The sequence below is a fragment of the Planomonospora sp. ID82291 genome, from assembly GCF_015711645.1.
In the GTDB taxonomy this organism is placed as follows: Bacteria; Actinomycetota; Actinomycetes; order Streptosporangiales; family Streptosporangiaceae; genus Planomonospora.
Genome location: NZ_JABTEX010000001.1, coordinates 1,932,207 through 1,950,663 on the forward strand (window position 1 = coordinate 1,932,207; position 18,457 = coordinate 1,950,663).

Sequence of the window (18,457 nt, forward strand, 5' to 3'; positions counted from 1 at the left end):
CCGGCAACGCCGTATGGCAATGTGTGGGCTATCGGAACATTTGGCAGTCTGTGCTATGGGATATTACATACCCCATCCACCAAGGTTGCGCACGCCCAGGTAGTAATCATAGGCGCGCCCTTTACACTTCTGCTTTTCCGTGTAGGCGTTGCAGACGTAATCTCGCAAGGTCGTATAGAAGACGTTGTCGACCTGACTTTTGTGGCTTTTTTTCCAAGAATCATCTGGGCTCTTGTAGATGATCCCGTAGCCGTAATCATGCATGTCGCAGGCGACGCGGAAGTCGAATCCTCTGGGCTGGTCCGCGATGCCCGTGCAGTGGTCGTGGGTCACGCCGACCACCGACTTACTTACCCCCTTGCCGCCCGGGGTCCTCCTCCATGTAGGCTTGTATCCTTTGCCGCCGTATTCCATGGGTACAGGGCTGACCCAGCAGGTATTTTTCCCGTCGCCCCACAGGAACTGCGACATGTATTTGCAATTGCGATTGGTCGCCGACGTCGATGCAGAGCTGCTTGCCATAAAACTATCGGATGTCAGTCCGACTTTTTCCTGTCTCACCATGCGGCCGTCACTATCATAAGTGAAAGACCAGTCCGCCACATCGTCGATCAGCTGGGTGAGATATCCGCCATCGTCGTAGACATAGCTTGTCTGGGACGCGCTCTCTTCATCGGTAACGGTGCGGAGCTGACCAGAGACATCGTAACGGTACTGATGGACGATCCGAGGATCGAGTCCTTCATCGGCAGTGTAAGTGATGTTTTTCAGACGACCAGAATGATCGCCGAAGGCTTCGTCTGTAGCTGTTGTTATGTTTGCGTACGTTAGGACGATCGAAGCACACCCTGGACCGGGGCAAATCGTCGGAGTTGATATGCCCTCCTTGGGGCCGGAGAGACCGACAACTCGGTCGTGCTGATCGTAGGAGACAACGATCATGCCGGCGTCTGCATCTCCGACAGCAGTGGCAAACCACCTGGCTCCATTGCCGAGATCCTGATAAACCCATTCGATCTCGATTCCTATCGCACGGTGCTCGATATAGCGCTCGGGGGTCTGCATCACCAGGGTGGAACCGTCGGCCGCGACGTAGGTCATACCCGCCGAGTCGTCCGCATCCAGCGTGTAAGTCGTTGTTTCACCGCTAGGTGCGGTGAGCCGGAAAAACGACGGCTCTCCTGTGGAGGATTCGAGGCGCGAATCGATCATTCCGCCCAGGATCTCAGCTTGCCACCCAGATCCGAAGATCTTCTGGTGTGGCGAATCCTTGGAGCTGGTGGAAACACTGTGACTACGGGTGATCAATAGCCCGTCCTGCGAGAAGTCGGTAGAGGTAACGATGAACGCTCCACTTGCCGCGTCGATTCGCCCAGGCCCGTTGACGTCGAGCAGGATCGTGAGCGGCTCTTCCTGTGCATCGAAAGTGGCGCTGACGTCGTAAGTTCCCGGTTTGATGCCGTTCATGATCATGGCGGTCCCGCTCAGGGATTCTTCAGCGTTGCCACGCATCAGCGTGATCGGACCATCGGCAAAAGCGGAGGAGGTCACTGTTGCGGATGTGACATTGTCTGGCGCATTAGCAACAGTGACGATGAGCTCCTCGCCTGGCTCACTGGCCAGCGCGCTTAAATCAAGCACCGGAGTTGGTTCAGTGCCGACCCCGAACGAGTAGACGGTCGTCTCGGAGGTCTGCAGGGCCACGTCCCGGCTCTTGGCGTAGAGGATGTGCTGACCGTCTTCGGGGTCGATGGTGATGGTGAGCGGGTCGCCGCCCTTGCCGTCGGGGTCGGCGGCTAGCGTGGTGGGGTTGTCGTCGTCCAGGGCCCAGTAGTAGCCCGAGCCGTCGGCGCTGGTGGTGTCCAGGGTGCAGGTCACCTCGCCGCCGGTGCTGGGAGTCCAGGCGTCGGCCGGGTAGTCCGGGCAGTCGATGGTGGGCGCGGCGGGCACTTCGGCATCGACGGTGTAGGACAGGTAGCCGGACCAGGGGCCGTAGTCGAGGCCGTCGAAGCCGCGGGCGCGCCAGCGCCATTTCTGGCCGTGGGCGAGCTTGCCGGCCGGGACCGTCACCGCGCCCTGGGTTCCGGCGACCAGGCCGGACACCGAACCGGTCCACAAGACGGTACCGGCGGTGTCGGAGACTTCGAAGTAGACGCGGCTGACGCCGCCGTCGGCGTCCTTGGCCGCCCCGTACAGTCGCGGGGTGGCGGTGGAGTAGGCGACGCCGTCGGTGCCGGTGGAAACACCGACGGTCTTGGTGGTGGCGGTGGCGGGGTAGGAGTTGTAGGTGACCACCAGCGCAGGCGGGTGCGCCGTGCCGCCGGCGCTGTAGTTGGCCGAGTGGAACCAGCGGGCCGAGCGGATGTCGGTCTCACTAGCACCCACCACGTGCACCCCGTAGTTGGGCGAGCCGGCCGCCCAGGCCTGGGCGATCGTGGTGATGGGGAACTTCATCCAGGTGGAGTCGTAGGCGCTTTTGACGGTGACCGCGCCGGTGGCGTAGGCCCCCGGCTGCTGGCCCCAGTGGGTGGTGGCCGTGCTCCAGTTCGCCGACAGGCGGCGCGCGATGACGCCCGGTCCGTTCTGGTCGGTCGTCCAGAGGTTGGCGGTCCACAGCCGCATCTCGGCGGCGGTGACGTGCTTGCCGGCCAGGGAGGCGACGTTGAATTTGATCAGGGAGCGCTGCTTGGTGTCCCCGCCGTCGGAGGAGCCGACTTTGAGGTAGTCGCCGTTGGCCATGTCGGCGATGTGGCTGCGGACGAAGCCGTCGGTGGTGACGCCGAGGGTGGTGGTGGGGTCGACGACCACCGGGTACTGGGTGTCCGGGTCGGACAGGAAGGCCGGGTCGGGTTTGAGGACCAGCAGCTGCCGGCCGTTCTCGGTCGCCACGCGGGTGTCGATCTCTGAGGGGGCTGCGGCGTCGGCTGTCGTCTCAGCCGTGGCGTCGGGCTGTTCGGCGGCGGCCTCGTACATGACCGGCTGCGGCGCCGAGGCGACGGTCTTGCCGTCCTCGTCGGTCAGGGTGAGGCTGCCGGTCTTGGTCTCGGCCAGCTTCAGGCCGTCGGTGTCGACCTCCAGCTTGTACTCCACCGGCCCGGCCGGGCGCTCGCGCAGCACCACGTCGTGACGGAACCCGGTGGGCAGCGCGGTGACGACCAGGTCGGCGCCGGGCCCGGCCGCGTCGGTGTAGGTGGCTTTGTTGCCCTCGACCTTCGGGGTGGGCAGCGCCTTCGGCCAGGACAGGGCGAACGATGCGTCACCGGCGTGCTCGATCCGGGCCATCGGTGCCTCGTCGCCGCCGGCGGAGATCTCCACCTCGCCCTTGGCCATCTTCGGCACCAGCACCCCGTCGCGCTCGACCAGCGTGGTGTCGATGGCGTGCCAGTCGCCACCCTGCTGCACGCGCACCGGAGACGGGTTGGTCTCCATGGTGAAGCTGCCGTCGGGGTTGGCGTAGGTGAGGCTGGTCTCGGTGGTCTCACCGGCGATCAGCACCCGGCTCTTCTGCCGGTAGGCCGCCAGCGCGGCGGTGTGCCGATCGGGCTGCTCGGTCACCGGCGGCGCGGTGACCGCCGCGGTGGCGGCCACCGCCTGAACGCGTGGCGCCGCGCCGGGCAGGGCCGCGACCTCGGCCAGGGAAGTGGAGGTGACGGCGACCAGGGCAAGGAGGCCGACCGCGACGGTTCGCGTCGCGGAGCGCCGCCACCGGGTGGAGCGCGGTAGAGCGGGAAGGGGTTGACCCACGACAGGCTCACAAACAGGTAGGAGGGGTAGACGTGGGGTAACCGTACGCACGGCCGCTCGATGCCTTATGTCGGCTTTACGCCTGTTGGCTGCGATCTACTTCCGCTTGGCCCGACGTCACGGGGCATGTTCATCGGCGTGGTGCGGTCCGGTTGCCGGCCGGGTGCGGTGCAGGCCCTCGGCGGGAGCGCGCTCGGTGTGTCATCGGCCGTATTCCCGCACCTCATCGCCGGTGACGTGCGTCACGGCCGGGCTGGAGTCCCCGTCTCAGCGGAGGTCGAAGAAACTTTGCCAGGCTTTACCTCATTTGCCGTTTGCGGTTACACCCATTCGCCGCTCTTTGTGTTCGTGTCATCACCATATGTATCGATCGAGGGATGGACGATCTCGCCCTCTCGTGGTCACCAATCGCGTGATCCGGGCCCCGGCGATCTCAGGGTCGAGCACGAGCCCCTTCAGCGGAGTGCGCTCACGGCACACGCACCACAGGCCGAAGGCCGCATCCGCGAGGCGGATCATCCGCCACGCCGCGCGGCGCCGCGGTCCCGCCGGGCAGAGCATCGCAGGCTTTCCCGTCGATGCTTTCCATACGCGTGGCTTCCTCGCAGATCCGGCTTTCATCCCTCACCGGATCACGTCGCCGAACACCACGACCGGGTCCTCGTAACGTCAGTCGCAGACAAAGTGAGGGGCGGCTAATAATTAGCGCCTGCAAAAACCTCCTCCGAACGCGGAGCGGAAATCCGACAGCACGAAACACGCATGCTGGGAGGCGACACGCTGCCATGCATCCGTCCTGCGCCCGGGCAGCCAATGTAGTGTCGGCTCATGCGGGATCAGTACTGCGAGGAAGCCACTCCTGTCTTTTCTCATGTACTTCTTCATGCACACGACTGCCTGGAGAAGGCCCGGAACGAAGCAGCCGCACTCGAAGCCGAACTCGACCGTATCCGCAGGGAGATCGCCGAGCTGGAGACCACCATGCACGTCCTGAAAAGCTGGGAGAACACGGCGACCTTCCATCCGCCCTCCCTGCAGGTCGCTCGCGCGGACACCGACACGGACACGGCCTCACCGAGGCGGAAGGCGACCGAGTCGCCGCTGCCGGCCCGGAGGGGAAGGCCCGCCAGCCCGCGGATGGCCAACGTCATGAACCTGCTCGCCCAGGATCCTCACCGATGGTGGAAGAACCGCGAGATCGCCGATGCCATCGGCGAGGACCCCCGCCTGCTGAGAATGACGCTCAGCTACATGGTGGACGACGGCCGCCTCGTCAAGAACGCGGACGCCCGCTATCGATACGGCTGTGAAACCCTGCCACAACCCGCGAGTCCGGAGACAGCGGCAGCCATATAGCCGCTATTCGTCTCCCTGAACGGAGAATTCGAAGAAGGCCGCCGTCGAGTTGCACCTCGACGACGGCCGAAACGACAATCCCACACACTCATCTGATGGTTCGTCGTGCCTGCGACCTTACCGCCGTTCGAGCGGTGAGGCCGGTATCCGGCGTGCTGTCATGACGGCGTGTCCCCCCGTAAAAGGGAGATACGCGCCAGGATGGCCATGAACGTCTTCTCCGCCGAGCGCGAGACGGAATTCCCACCGCGAACCCACCCGCGGCAGCCGCTCCCGGCTCATGACCGTCAGCAGCCACGGCCGGCACCCGGCCGTCGCAAAGGAACCGGGCCGGACGGTGCGCGGACCGTCACCGGGCAGGAGCTCCACTGCGACGGGTCCCCGATACCATCACGGTCGGCCACTGACAGTGACGCCAGGGCGTGCTATAGCGGGAATAGGAGCCCTGCGGGCGTCTACCTGTGGCAGGTGAGCGTGGCACAGCGCATCGACACCTACATCCCGGCAGGCTCGCCCCCGGGCTGGAGCCGCGTGGCCGGCCAGGTGCGCCGCACCGTCGCCACCGCTGAGCCGCTCACCCCGTATTCGGCCGCGGAGCTGCTCAGCGTGCTGACCCGGCTCGCGCTGTTCGCCGACGCCGAGGGCCTGCCCGCCCGGCCCGAGGTGTGGCTGTCGCGGGAGGTGATCGAGCGGTTCATCACGGCAGGCTGCCTGCATCTGGCCTCCGGTACCCGGGCCACCTACCGCAGCAGGCTGCTGCGGCTGCGCGAGGCCGTCCTCGGCGGCGAGTGCGCCACCGGCAGGCCGGTCAAGCTGTCGGCCTCGACCGCCTCGCGCCCGTATGCGCCCACCGAGCTGGCCGCGTTGTGGGCGTGGGCGGGCGGGCAGCCCACCGCGCAGCTGCGCCAGGGCTGTCAGGTGCTGCTGGCGCTGGGGCGGGGCTGCGGCCTGGACACCCCGGAGATCGTCCCGTTGCGGGCCCATGACGTCCGCCGCCCCGGCAGCGGCGCGGTCGTGGTCGCCGTGCGCGGTCGGCGCAGCCGCCTGGTGGTGTGCCGCCGCGCCTGGGAGCCCGTCCTGGCCGAGGCCGCCCGCCTGGACGGTCAGACCGCCTACCTGTTCCGGCCCGGCCACCACGCCCGAGGCAAGAACACCGTCACGGGCTTCCTGGCCCGCACCCACCCCGCCCCTGCCGCCCCGGCGCTGAAGATGAGCCGGTTGCGGGCCGGCTGGCTGGTGGAGCTGATGGAGACCGGCGTGCCGCTGCCGGTGATCGTCGCCGCCGCCGGACTCGACTCCCTGCACGCCCTGTCGCGGCTGCTACCGTTCCTGCGCGGCACCGAAGCCACCCAGGCGGCCGAGCACCTGCGAGGCCGGCCGTGAGCCGCCTCACGCGGGAGGCGCAGCTGGCGGTGCTGCGCAGCCGACGCCACCCCTACACCGACGCCGACCTGGAGTACGCCGTGCACCTGGTCGCCGTCTCCGGCGCGGCGGCGCTGCTGGCGCCGCCGCTCGCCAAGCCCTGCGGCCGCCCCCGGCTGCTCACAGTGGAAGGCCTGCTGACCGGGTTGTTCCTGTGCGCGCTGGAACACCCGGACGCCATGCACCTGTCCACGGTCACCGACATCCTGCACTTCGCCGTTCCCGGCCCCTGGCGGCGGCGCTTCGGCGTCAAGGACCGCGCCGACGACTGCCGCGGGTTCGAGGCCGCCTACGCCGTGGTGCGCCGCCTGTTCGACGCCGTCCTCGCTCTCCTCGACCCTTCCCCGCTGCCCCGCAACACCCGGCTGTCCACCGAGACCGCCGCCGCGCTGCGCGCCCAGGCCGACCCCGCCGACCTGGCAGGCAGGGCCGAGCGGCTGCGCGCCGTCGTCAACGGCATCGTCGAATCCTCCCTGGACGCGATCCGCGACACCCTCGACCGGCACTGGGACGGCTCGATCGGCATCGACGCCACCCCCGTCGCCACCTACGCCCAAGGCGTCGGCACCGGCGGGACGCACACCGCCACCGACCCCGACGCCGGCTGGTACATCCGCCAAGGCGACCACCGCGACCCCGACACCGGTCCCGACGGGTCCGTCGCGGCTCGCGCCGAACGCCCCTCCTCCGCCGCACGCCGTACGGCAGGCAAGCCCGGCAAGCACACCACCGGCGCGAAGCGGCCCGGGTTCCTCAAGCACCTGTTCGGCTACGACGCCACCCTGGCCATCGCCCGCAACCCGCACACCGACCCCGACGACGCCGCGCCCGGGTGCGGCAACCCGGCCCTTCCGCCCGCGCTGGTGGTCGGCTTCACCCTGGACCGGCCCGGCGCCGCCCCGGGGCGCAACGCCGTCGCCGTCCTGGCCGACGTCCGCCGCCGCGGCCACGCCGCCGGCTACCTCGCCGGTGACCGGGCCTACAACAACGCCGACCCCGATACCTTCCAGCTGCCCGCCCGCGCCCTGGGCTACCGGCTCGTCTTCGACTACCGCGACGACCAGCTCGGCATCCAGTCCGGCGCGCACGGCGCCCTGCAGGTCGAAGGCCGCTGGTACTGCCCCGCCCTCCCCCAGGCGCTGATCGACGCCACCCGCGCCTTCCGAACCGCAACCCCCGACGATGCCGGCCAGGCCGCCGCTGCCGCCGAGCTGTACCGGCGGCACCTCACCGCCCGCACCGCCTACGCCCTCGCCCCCAAAGGCCGGCCCGACGGCGAAGGTCACCAGCGACTGTCGTGCCCGGCCACCGCCGGTAGGCTCCAGTGCCCGCTCAAACCCGCCAGCATGGGCACCGGCGTGCGCCTGCCCCTGGCCGACCCCGCGCCCAACCCGGCCGGTCCGCCGACGATCTGCCGCCAGCACAGCATCACCCTGGCCCCCGAGCACGGCGCCAAGCACGCCCAGGCCCTGCCGTACGGCTCGGCCGACCACCAGCGGGTCTATGCCCGCCTCCGCAACGGTTCGGAGGGGTTTCACGCCTACGCCAAGGACGACGCCTGCGAGGCGATCCAGCGCTCCCAGGGCCGCCGCATCCGCGGCATCGCCGCCCAGAGCCTGCTGCTGGCCTTCCAGCTCGCCCACGCCAACCTCAGGAAGATCTCCCGCTGGCTGGACTCCCTGCCCGGCCCCGGCGGCCGTCCCCGCCGCCGCGTGCGCCGCCGCCCCACCGAACCCCTGGCCACCTGGGTGCCGTAGACGGCTGCGGACCGGCACCGAAGACAAGGGGGATCGGTTCCTGCCGGAGCGGCAACCGGTAAAAAGTGGTGCAAGTGGGGCGAAAGCGGCTCGCAAGCCGGGCCGGGTAGACATCTCTCCATGCCCGAACACCGCGCGGGATCCGCAGAAAGCACTCGGCCCCGGCTCTTGCGAGCCGGGGCCGAGTTCCGTCACTGTCGGACCACCGATTTCGTCGGCGGCCCAGAGTGGGCGAGGAGGGATTTGAACCCTCACGTCCTTTCGGACACACGGACCTGAACCGTGCGCGTCTGCCGTTCCGCCACCCGCCCTTGTTTGGGTGCGCTCGAAACATTAGCACGGATCAGCCGGTACCCACGAACCCGGATACGATCCCTGTAGATGACGGAGGAAGGGAGGTACCCGGTGGGAGTCCTTCAGCGCTTCGAGCGGAGGCTCGAAGGCTTGGTTGAGGGGGCCTTTGCGCGGGCGTTCAAGTCTGACCTTCAGCCGGTCGAGGTCGCCAGCGCGGTTCAGCGGGAGATGGACGAGCGGGCCGCGATCGTCGCCCAGGGACGGACCCTCGTCCCGAACGACTTCGTGGTCGAGCTGTCCACGACCGACAGCGAACGCCTGCAGGTGTACGCCGACAGCATCAGCCACGAGCTGGCCAACCTCGCCCGCGAGTACGCCAAGGAGCAGGGCTACTCGTTCGTGGGACCCGTCCGGGTGCGTTTCGAGACGGCGGACGACCTCGCGGTCGGCCTGTTCCGGATCCGCTCCGGAGTGATCCGCGGGGCCACGGTCGAGCAGGACGAGATCCGCAAGCCCGTGACCGACGTGCCCGCCGGTCGCTCGCATGCGTTCGAGGGCAGGCCCCGGCTGCTGGTCTCCACTCAGGATGACCCGCAGGGCCAGCGGTCCTACGATCTCACCACACCGGTGACCCTGCTGGGCAGGGGCACCGACTGCGATCTCCGGCTCGTGGATCCGGGTGTGTCCCGGCACCACGCCGAGCTGCGAGTGGAGGGGCCGCAGGTCATGCTCGTCGACCTCGGCTCCACGAACGGCACTTTCGTCAACGGCCAGCCGGTTCGCCGGATCGAGCTCCAGAACGGCACTCGCGTGACGCTCGGGCGCACGACCCTGGTTTTCCGGCGCGATTAAAGGTAAACAGACGGTCCATGTCCGAGCTCACGCTGCTGCTGATCCGCCTCGCGTTCCTCGCGGTGCTGTGGTTCTTCGTGATTGCCGCGGTCGGTGTGATCCGGACAGACTTGTTCGGGTCCCGCACGGCCGCCGCCGCTCCCGCGCGCAAGGCTCCCAAGCCGGCCAAACCCGCAGCCAAGTCCAAGAAGGGGGAGCCTCGGCAGATGGTCGTCACCGGCGGCCCTCTCCAGGGCACCACCATCACCCTCTCGGAGACGCCCATCACGATCGGCCGGGCGAACGACGCCACCCTGGTAGTCAGCGACGACTACGCCTCCAGCCGGCACGCCCGGCTCTTCCCCCAGGACGGTCAGTGGATCGTGGAAGATCTCGGATCGACCAACGGCACCTACCTCGACCGCTCCAAAGTCACCCGTCCGACTCCGGTGCCGCTCGGCGTTCCGATCCGCATCGGTAAGACCGTCATCGAATTGCGCAAATGACCATCGCACTCCGTTACGCCGCCCGCTCGGACGTCGGCCTCCTCCGCGAAGGCAACGAGGACTCGGCGTACGCCAGCGGCCGCCTGCTCGCCGTCGCGGACGGCATGGGCGGACACGCACACGGCGAGGTGGCCAGCTCGGTCGCCATCGCCGCCATGTCGTCCCTCGAAGAGGACGCACTCGGGGGTGACCTGCTCAGCGCCATCGAGGCGGCCGTCCGCGACGCCAACCGCCGTCTCCACGAGATGGTGGGCCGGGACCCCAGCCTCAAGGGCATGGGCACCACCCTGACGGCCATGCTCTGGTCGGGCACCAGGGTCGCCCTGGTCCACGTCGGCGACTCGCGCGCCTACCTGCTGCGCGCCGGGGAGCTCTACCAGATCACGCACGACCACACCCTCGTGCAGTCGCTGGTGGACGACGGCCGGATCACCCAGGAGGAGGCCGCCACCCACCCCCAGCGCTCGATCCTGCTGCGTGCGCTGGACGGCAGCGGCGAGGTCGACCCCGACCTGTCGCTCCGCGAGGCCCAGGTCGGCGACCGCTACCTGCTCTGCTCCGACGGTCTGTCCGGGGTCGTGAGCGCCGAGACGCTGCACCACACGCTCTCCACGATCGACGATCCCGAGACGGTGGTCCGCACGCTGATCGACCTGGCCAACCGCGGCGGCGGCCCGGACAACATCACCTGCGTGGTCGCCGACGTGCTGGAGCTGGACGAGGGGTTCCCCTCCCCGTCCACCGAGGCGGCCGTGGTGGGCGCCGCGGGCTCCACCCTCGGCCGCGCGCAGCCGTCACCGGAGGCGCCGGGCGCGCCCGGGGCCGGGGTCGGGGCGGTCACCATGCCCCAGCCGATCATCATGGACGACGACCTCGACGAGCCCGTCGTCAGGGCCGCGGCCCGCCGCCCGGCCAAGCGCCGGCGCATGTGGCCGCTCCTGGCCTCCCTCGGAGGCATCGTCCTCGTGGGCGGCGGCCTAGGCTGGTACTTCGGGAGCCAGTGGCTCGACGACCAGTACTTCGTGGGGGTGCGGGGTGACGAGATCGTGGTCTACCGCGGGGTGAACACCACCCTCGGCCCCGTCGAGCTCTTCGACCCCGTCCGCGGCACCGAGGTGGCGGTCTCGACCCTCAGCGCGTTCCAGCAGGGCCAGGTGCGCGACGGCATCCCGGTCGCGAACGTCGACGCGGGCCTGAAGAAGGCGGCCGAGCTGAAGGCCTCCGCCGAGCAGCCCGGCGACACCGGGGACACCGGCGACACCGGCGACAAGGCCCCCGGCGACGGCGCGACCAGCACCGACCCGCCCGCCGCCACCCCCAGCCCGCCGGCGAAGGGCACCGCCACCCCGAAACCCACAAGGTCACAATAGAGACATGAGCACCCCTAGCGTCGAACCCGTCCCCCTGCCGGCCAAACGGCGGTTGGCGCAGCTGGCGATGCTCGCCTTCGCGGTCGTGATCACATTGGGCGCATACGCCAACGTGGGCCTGGCGATCGACGGGAAGATCCCCTCCGGCATGCTCACCTACGGCCTCAGCCTGGGCGGCTTCATGCTGGCCGCCTACCTGGTGCTGGCGAAGTTCGCGCCCTGGGCCGACCCGCTGATCCTGCCGCTGGTGACGCTGATCAACGGCCTCGGGCTGGTGATGATCTACCGGCTGGAGGAGGTCGACGCGTTCGGCGCCTCGGCCAACCAGCAGCTGCTGTACACCGCGATCGGGGTCGTGCTGTTCGCCGTGACGCTGGTCGTGCTCCGCGACCACCGGGCGCTGCAGCGGCTCACCTACACCGCCGGGGCCGTCGGCCTGGTCCTGCTGGTCTCACCGCTGCTGCCGCTCATCGGCGAGGACATCAACGGCGCCCGCATCTGGATCAAGGTGCCGGGCGGCCAGCTCCAGCCGGCCGAGTTCGCCAAGCTCGCGCTGCTCGTCTTCTTCGCCGGCTACCTGGTGGCCAAGCGCGACGTGCTGGCGCTGGCCGGGCGGCGGCTGCTCTTCATCGACCTGCCCCGCGCCCGCGACCTCGGCCCGATCCTCATCACCTGGGGGCTCAGCCTCGGCGTGCTGATCCTGCAGAAGGACCTCGGCTCCTCCCTGCTGATCTTCGGCACGTTCATCGCGATGCTCTACATCGCCACCCAGCGCACCTCCTGGGTGCTGATCGGCGTCCTGCTCTTCGTCGGCGGCGCGGTCCTCGCCGGGCTGATCTTCGACCACGTGCAGGCCCGGTGGGAGGTCTACCTCAACCCCGCGGACCCCGAGCTCTTCGTGAAGACCGGCGGCAGCGAGCAGCTCATGCAGGGGCTGTTCGCCATGAGCGAGGGCGGCGTCCTCGGCACCGGGTTCGGCCAGGGCCACCCCGAGCGGATCCCGCTGGCCATCTCCGACTTCATCTTCCCGGCCATCGGCGAGGAACTGGGCCTGACCGGGCTGATGGCCCTGCTGATGGTCTACGCGCTGCTGGTCGAGCGCGGCCTGCGGACCTCGATCGCGGCCCGCGACCCGTTCACCAAGCTGCTGGCGGGCGGCCTGTCGTTCCTGCTGGCCTGGCAGGTCTTCATCATCGTCGGCGGCGTCACCAACCTGATCCCGCTCACCGGCCTGGTCACGCCGTTCATGTCGCAGGGCGGCTCGGCGCTGCTGGCCAACTGGATCCTCATCGCGCTGCTGGTGCGGATGTCGGACGCGGCGCGCAGGCCGGCGCCCCAGGCCATCCAGGACGAAGGAATGACGCAGGTGTTCCAGCGATGAACAGTCCCCTCAAGCGCGTCGCCCTGGCCTGCATGCTGATGTTCGGCCTGCTCATGCTCAACGTGAACTACCTGCAGGGCGTACGGGCGGAGGAGCTGCGGTCGGACTCCCGCAACGTCCGCAACTTCTACGACCGCTACGAGGTCCAGCGCGGCCGGATCACCGCGGGCAGCAAGGTGCTCGCCGAGTCGGTCGAGACCGACGACAACACCTTCAAGTACTCCCGCCGCTACCCCGAGGGCAAGGTCTACGCGCCCGTCACCGGGTTCTTCGCGCCGGAGAGCGAGCGCGACATCGAGCGGGCCAAGAACGACCTGCTCGACGGCTCCAGCGCCGACCTGCTCATCCGGCGCAGCCTCGACCTGTTCAGCGGAACCCAGACCAAGGGCGCCAACGTCGACCTGACGATCAACCCGAAGGCGCAGGAGGCGGCCTACAAGGCGCTGAGCGCCAGCGGCAAGAAGGGCGCGCTGGTCGCGATCGACCCGAAGACCGGGGCGATCCTGGCCATGGTCTCCGTCCCCACCTACGACCCGAACCCGCTCTCCAAGGCGGACAAGGCGGGGGTGAACGCGGCCTACGCGAAGCTGGCCGAGGACGAGGACCAGCCGCTGCTGAACCGGGCGATCGAGCGGACCTACCCGCCGGGCTCGACCTTCAAGGTCGTCACCATGGCGGCCTACCTGGAGAACGACGACACCCTGGGCCCGCAGAGCCCGATCGACGCCCCGCCCCGGCTCGACCTGCCGAACACCACCGCCGACCTGCCCAACCACGGCAACTCCGCCTGCGGCAACGGGCGCGTGACGCTCTCCTACGCGCTGGAGAAGTCCTGCAACACGCCGTTCGGCAAGATCGGCATGGACCTCGGCTACGACGCGATGAAGGAGCAGGCGGCAAAGTTCGGCATCGGGGGGGAGCAGTTGGAGATCCCGATGCCGGTCTCGGCGAGCAGCATCGGCGAGCAGGAGGACCAGGCCGCGCTCGCCCAGGCCTCGATCGGCCAGCGCAACAACCAGATGACGCCGCTGCAGATGGCCATGGTCGCGGCGGGCGTGGCCAACGACGGCGTGGTCATGAAGCCGTACCTCGTCAACAAGGTGGCCGACGCCGAGGGCGGCGAGGTCGAGACCGCCGACCCCGAGGAGCTCTCCACCGCGATGAGCGAGGAGACCGCGGCCAAGCTCAGGGAGATGATGGTCAACGTCGTCAACCTCGGCACGGCGAGCGCGGCGCAGATCCCGGGCGTCACCGTCGCCGGCAAGACCGGCACCGCCGAGACCTCCGGCAACCGCGCCCCGCACGCCTGGTTCGTCTCCTTCGCCCCCGCCGGTCCCGACGAGGAGCCCAAGGTCGCCGTCGCGCTCATCGTCGAGTCGGGCAGCGCCGGCGACGACGCCTCCGGCGGCCAGACCGCGGCCCCCATCGCCAGGAGCGTGATGGAAGCGGTGCTCGGTAGATGACGTCGTTCCTCGGGGACCGCTACCGCCTGCTGGAGCGCATCGCGGCGGGCGGCATGGGCGAGGTCTGGCGGGCCAGGGACGAGCTGCTCGGCCGCGAGGTCGCCGTGAAGCTGCTCCGCCGACACCTCGCGGACGACCCCGCCTTCCGCGGGCGGTTCCGCACCGAGGCGCGGATCGCCGCCGGGCTGGCCGACCCCGGGATCGCCCAGGTCTTCGACTACGGCGAGGCCGACGACGTCGCCTACCTCGTCATGGAGCTGGTGCCCGGAGAGTCCCTGGCGGCCGTCCTGGCCCGCAACGGCGCGCTGAGCCCCGAGGTCGTCCTCGACGTGGTGCACCAGACCGCCAGGGGGCTGCACGCCGCGCACGCCTCCGGGATCATCCACCGCGACGTCAAGCCCGGCAACCTGCTGGTCACCGGGGCCGGCACGATCAAGATCACCGATTTCGGCATCGCCAGGGCGCTGGAGTCCGCGCACGTCACCCGGACCGGGACCATCCTCGGCACCGCCCAGTACGTCAGCCCCGAGCAGGCGTCCGGCACCGCGCTCACCCCCGCCACCGACCTCTACTCGCTGGGCGTCGTGGCCTACGAGTGCCTGGCCGGCCGGCCGCCGTTCACCGCCGACAACCAGGTGGCGATCGCGCTGATGCACCTCAACGACCCGCCGCCGCCGCTGCCCGCGAGCGTCCCGGGTCCGGTGCGCGACCTGGTCGCGGCGTGCCTGGCCAAGGACCCCGCGCGGCGTCCGGCGAGCGCCCGGGAGCTGTCGGACCGGGCCTACGTGCTGCGCGAGTCGCTCGCCACCGCGGAGGCCGCGGGCCTGGTCCTGCTCACCGATCCCACCGGGTACCGGGGCCTTCCCGCGGCGGGGGCCGCACACGGCGCGGAAGGGACCACGCAGGGGGGCGAAGGGGTCGTACGGGGTGCAGAGGACGCCGTACGCCGCGAAGGGGTCGTACGGGGTGCAGAGGACGCCGTACGCCGCGAAGGGGTCGTACGGGGTGCAGAGGACGCCGTACGCCGCGAAGGGGTCGTACGGGGCGCAGGGGACGCCGTACGCCACGAAGGGGTCGTACGGGGCACAGGGGATGCACGGGGGGGTGCAGGGGACCCCGTCCGCGGCGAAGGGGCCGCACACGGCGCGGCGGGCACCGTACGGAAGACGGCCGGCGCCACGCGGGCCGCGCCGCGCCGCACCGGGCTGCGGCGGGCGAGCGCGGTCACCGCGGCGGCCGCGGGCTGCGCCGCCGCCGTCGGGCTGGGCGCGCTGGCGTTCCAGGAACTGGCCGGCCCGCAGGACAGGCAGGAGTCGGTGGAGCCGTTCACCCCCGAACCGCGGGCCTCCACCCCGTCGGCCGCCACCCCCGAACGGAGCAGACCTGCGACGATCCGGCCGGCCGTCCCCCCGACCAAGTCGCCCCGACCTTCGCCGTCGCCGTCGGCTACGGTAAGTACGTCGGCCACGCCCACCGTGCGGCCGACGGCGTCACCGACCCCGAGCCCCACACCGACCACTCCGACCCCGACTCCCCCACCCCCGACGACGACACCGAACCCCACGCCGACCGTCACGGCCGAGCCCGACGAGACGGTCCCACCGAATGGGGAGACGTGATGCGGGAAGGGGCCGATGATGGACACCGGTGGCCTGAGAGCTCACCGGCACCCAAGATGAACGGTAAGGGACAGTGCAGGAAATGACTCAGCCTCGACGCCTAGGCGACCGCTACGAGCTTGACGGCGTCGTCGGGCGTGGCGGCATGGCCGAGGTCTATCGCGCCCGAGACATCCGGCTGGACCGGATCGTCGCGATCAAGACCCTCCGCGCGGATCTGGCCAGGGACCACACGTTCCAGGCGCGGTTCCGCCGCGAGGCGCAGTCCGCCGCGTCACTGAACCACCCGTCCATCGTGGCGGTCTACGACACCGGCGAGGACGCCTCCGAGGGCGCCCCCGTGCCGTACATCGTGATGGAGTACGTCGACGGCAGCACGCTCCGCGACATCCTTCGGGCCGACCGGCGGCTGCTGCCCGAGCGCGCGGCCGAGCTGGTCGACGGGATCCTGCGGGCGCTGGACTACAGCCACCGCGGCGGCATCGTGCACCGGGACATCAAGCCGGCGAACATCATGATCACCCGCAACGGCGACGTCAAGGTCATGGACTTCGGCATCGCCCGCGCGATGGCCGACTCCGCGGCGACCATGACGCAGACCGCCCAGGTGATCGGCACCGCGCAGTACCTCTCGCCGGAGCAGGCCCGGGGCGAGCGGGTCGACGCCCGCAGCGACATCTACTCCACCGGCTGCGTGCTGTACGAGCTGCTGACCGGGCAGCCGCCGTTCACCGGCGACTCGCCGGTGGCGATCGCCTACCAGCACGTCCGCGAGGACCCGATCCCGCCGTCGCAGATCGACCCGGAGATCCCCGCGTGGGCCGACGCCATCGTGCTCAAGGCGATGGCCAAGGACCCGGCGCACCGCTACCAGAGCGCCGGGGAGATGCGGGCCGACATCCAGCGGGCCCTGCAGGGCATGCCGATGGACGCCCAGACGATGGCGCTGGCCAACAACTACGGCGCGGCCACCCGGACCATGCAGCAGCCCGGTCCGGGCGGACCCGCCACCCAGCGCACCACCGCCGTCCCGGCCTACGAGTACGGCACCGAGGACGGCGGCGCCGGGCGGGGCGAGCGCGGGCGCCGGCGCGCCCAGGGCGGCAACACCGCGCTCAAGACCGCCGCGTGGATCGTGATCCCGCTCCTGGTGATCGGCGCCTTCATCGGCGTGGGCTACCAGTTCCTCAGCGCCCCGGGCACGCCCACGGGCGAGGGCCAGGTGACGATCCCCGCGCTGGCCTCGCAGACGGAGGAGGCGGCGGCCAAGCAGCTCGGCGACCTCGGGCTGAAGGTCAAGAAGACCGAGGTGTTCAGCGAGGAGCAGCCGAAGGGCGCGGTCATCGAGACCAAGCCGGCGGCCGGCGCCAAGGTGGACAAGGGCACCGAGGTGGAGGTCGTCGTCTCCAAGGGCGTGGAGCGGGTCACGGTGCCCGACGTGGTCGGCAAGACCGTGGAGGAGGCCACCGCCGCGCTCAAGGACAAGGGCTTCGAGGTGGACGTGCTGACCAAGGCGTCCTCCCGCCCGCAGGGCGTCGTCCTGGAGAGCGACCCGGCGGCGGGCAAGAAGGCCGCCAAGGGCGGGACCGTCCGCATCTACGTCCCCAAGGAGGCCGTCGAGGTCCCGAGCGTCGTCGACCTCAACGTGTCCGACGCGACCTCGGCCCTCAAGGAGGCGAACTTCAAGGTGAAGGTCGTCGAGCAGCCGAGCGACCGGCCCGAGGGCACCGTCCTCAGCCAGACCCCCGGCGCGGGGGCGAAGGTCCAGCCGGGCACCACGATCACGCTGGTCGTCTCCAGCGGGCAGCCGCCGGTGCCGACGGAGGAGCCGAGCCTGCCGACCGACGACCCGAGTCTCCCGACCGACCAGCCGACCGACGAGCAGCCGGACGTGCCGAGCGACGAGCCGACCGACGACCCGTTCTTCGACAGCCCCGACGGCGAGAACGGCTGACCGGCCGCAGGACAGGAGAAGAGCCCTTCCGCCACTCGGGGGCGATGGCGGAAGGGCTCACCGATTAGTCGCACGCGGCCCGCGCGGCGTTACACGAGCCGCCCGAGCCAGTTCCCGAGCAGCCGGTGCCCGTGCTCGGAGATCACCGATTCCGGGTGGAACTGCACGCCCTCGACCGGCGCCGTGCGGTGTCGGAGCCCCATGATCACGCCGTCGTCCGCGGTCGCGCTGACCTCCAGGACCTCCGGCACCGTACCGGCCAGTACGGCCAGCGAGTGGTAGCGCGTCATGGTGACCGGGGAGGGCAGCCCGGCGAAGACCCCGCGTCCGTCGTGGGAGATCGCGCTCGTCCGGCCGTGCATCAGCTCCGGGGCCCGTGTGACGGTGGCGCCGTGGGCGACCGCGATGGCCTGGTGGCCCAGGCAGACGCCGAGCAGCGGCAGGCCGCGGACCTCGCAGTGGCGGACCAGCGGGAGGCTCACCCCGGCGTCCTCGGGAGCGCCGGGGCCGGGGCTGATCAGGACTCCGTCGAATCCCGCCGTGTCCTCGACCGCCACGTGGTCGCGCGGGCGCACGTCGCAGACGGCGCCGAGCTCGCGGAGGTACTGGACGATGGTGTGCACGAAGCTGTCGTGGTTGTCCACGACGAGGACGCGGGTCATCGTGCCACGACCGGTCGGCCGGGGAGGATCTGCGCTTCGAACCGGGAGGACACGACATATCAGACTATGTCCACCCAGCGACCGGTCCGTCCGAGGCG

The 18,457-nt window shown here is 70.0% G+C and carries 12 protein-coding genes and 1 tRNA gene; 10 read left to right on the top strand and 3 right to left on the bottom strand.

What is annotated here, in order from left to right; genetic code table 11:
• Window positions 1–63: 63 nt before the first annotated feature.
• Entirely contained in the window at window positions 64–3,744 is a 3,681-nt protein-coding gene (locus tag HS045_RS08615; protein WP_196450581.1) for a phospholipase A2, read from the bottom strand.
• Window positions 3,745–4,572: 828 nt separating this feature from the next.
• On the opposite strand from HS045_RS08615, the gene HS045_RS08620 reads away from it, so the two are divergent.
• The 3 genes from HS045_RS08620 (at window position 4,573) to HS045_RS08630 (ending at window position 8,279) form a co-directional block, all read left to right on the top strand.
• The gene (locus HS045_RS08620; RefSeq protein WP_196450582.1) at window positions 4,573–5,100 is read left to right on the top strand and encodes a hypothetical protein; all 528 of its coding nucleotides are present in this window, start codon (window positions 4,573–4,575) and stop codon (window positions 5,098–5,100) included.
• Between the two features lie 468 nt (window positions 5,101–5,568).
• Entirely contained in the window at window positions 5,569–6,483 is a 915-nt protein-coding gene (locus HS045_RS08625) for a hypothetical protein (RefSeq protein WP_196450583.1), read from the top strand.
• On the top strand, window positions 6,480–8,279 hold the full coding sequence (locus HS045_RS08630) for a hypothetical protein (protein WP_196450584.1): 1,800 nt from the start codon (window positions 6,480–6,482) through the stop codon (window positions 8,277–8,279). Before HS045_RS08625 ends, HS045_RS08630 begins: the two co-directional genes overlap by 4 nt.
• 228 nt (window positions 8,280–8,507) lie before the next feature.
• Here the strand turns inward: HS045_RS08630 and HS045_RS08635 are convergent.
• Window positions 8,508–8,590 (bottom strand) — tRNA-Leu (locus tag HS045_RS08635).
• Between the two features lie 94 nt (window positions 8,591–8,684).
• On the opposite strand from HS045_RS08635, the gene HS045_RS08640 reads away from it, so the two are divergent.
• From HS045_RS08640 to pknB, 7 genes are all read left to right on the top strand, one after another.
• The gene (locus tag HS045_RS08640) at window positions 8,685–9,425 is read left to right on the top strand and encodes a DUF3662 and FHA domain-containing protein (RefSeq protein WP_068900132.1); all 741 of its coding nucleotides are present in this window, start codon (window positions 8,685–8,687) and stop codon (window positions 9,423–9,425) included.
• A gap of 17 nt (window positions 9,426–9,442) precedes the next feature.
• Window positions 9,443–9,910, top strand: a complete 468-nt coding sequence (locus HS045_RS08645) for an FHA domain-containing protein (RefSeq protein WP_196450585.1) — start codon at window positions 9,443–9,445, stop codon at window positions 9,908–9,910.
• Window positions 9,907–11,280 (top strand): Stp1/IreP family PP2C-type Ser/Thr phosphatase, encoded by a 1,374-nt coding sequence (locus HS045_RS08650; protein WP_196450586.1) that lies wholly within the window; start codon window positions 9,907–9,909, stop codon window positions 11,278–11,280. The genes HS045_RS08645 and HS045_RS08650 overlap by 4 nt, the downstream gene beginning before the upstream one ends.
• Window positions 11,281–11,284: 4 nt before the next feature.
• The gene (locus tag HS045_RS08655; protein WP_196450587.1) at window positions 11,285–12,661 is read left to right on the top strand and encodes an FtsW/RodA/SpoVE family cell cycle protein; all 1,377 of its coding nucleotides are present in this window, start codon (window positions 11,285–11,287) and stop codon (window positions 12,659–12,661) included.
• Complete coding sequence (locus HS045_RS08660; protein WP_196450588.1) at window positions 12,658–14,124, top strand: penicillin-binding protein 2; 1,467 nt, start codon at window positions 12,658–12,660, stop codon at window positions 14,122–14,124. Before HS045_RS08655 ends, HS045_RS08660 begins: the two co-directional genes overlap by 4 nt.
• The gene (locus HS045_RS08665; RefSeq protein WP_196450589.1) at window positions 14,121–15,743 is read left to right on the top strand and encodes a serine/threonine-protein kinase; all 1,623 of its coding nucleotides are present in this window, start codon (window positions 14,121–14,123) and stop codon (window positions 15,741–15,743) included. Before HS045_RS08660 ends, HS045_RS08665 begins: the two co-directional genes overlap by 4 nt.
• Before the next feature lie 82 nt (window positions 15,744–15,825).
• Window positions 15,826–17,697, top strand: coding sequence for a Stk1 family PASTA domain-containing Ser/Thr kinase (gene pknB / locus HS045_RS08670; RefSeq protein WP_196450590.1), 1,872 nt, complete (start codon window positions 15,826–15,828; stop codon window positions 17,695–17,697).
• An 89-nt stretch (window positions 17,698–17,786) separates the two neighbouring features.
• On the opposite strand, the gene HS045_RS08675 is transcribed toward pknB, so the two are convergent.
• Window positions 17,787–18,359 carry an aminodeoxychorismate/anthranilate synthase component II gene (locus HS045_RS08675; protein WP_196450591.1) on the bottom strand — a complete coding sequence of 191 codons (573 nt, stop codon included), beginning with the start codon at window positions 18,357–18,359 and terminating at the stop codon, window positions 17,787–17,789.
• Between the last annotated feature and the right edge of the window lie 98 nt (window positions 18,360–18,457).

Coding starts and splice junctions, on each gene's coding strand:
- HS045_RS08675 (WP_196450591.1), bottom strand. CDS start 18,359: ATGACCCGCGTCCTCGTCGTGGACAACCACGACAGCTTCGTGCACACC.
- HS045_RS08660 (WP_196450588.1), top strand. CDS start 12,658: ATGAACAGTCCCCTCAAGCGCGTCGCCCTGGCCTGCATGCTGATGTTC.
- HS045_RS08655 (WP_196450587.1), top strand. CDS start 11,285: ATGAGCACCCCTAGCGTCGAACCCGTCCCCCTGCCGGCCAAACGGCGG.
- HS045_RS08650 (WP_196450586.1), top strand. CDS start 9,907: ATGACCATCGCACTCCGTTACGCCGCCCGCTCGGACGTCGGCCTCCTC.
- HS045_RS08620 (WP_196450582.1), top strand. CDS start 4,573: ATGCGGGATCAGTACTGCGAGGAAGCCACTCCTGTCTTTTCTCATGTA.
- HS045_RS08645 (WP_196450585.1), top strand. CDS start 9,443: ATGTCCGAGCTCACGCTGCTGCTGATCCGCCTCGCGTTCCTCGCGGTG.
- HS045_RS08665 (WP_196450589.1), top strand. CDS start 14,121: ATGACGTCGTTCCTCGGGGACCGCTACCGCCTGCTGGAGCGCATCGCG.
- pknB (WP_196450590.1), top strand. CDS start 15,826: ATGACTCAGCCTCGACGCCTAGGCGACCGCTACGAGCTTGACGGCGTC.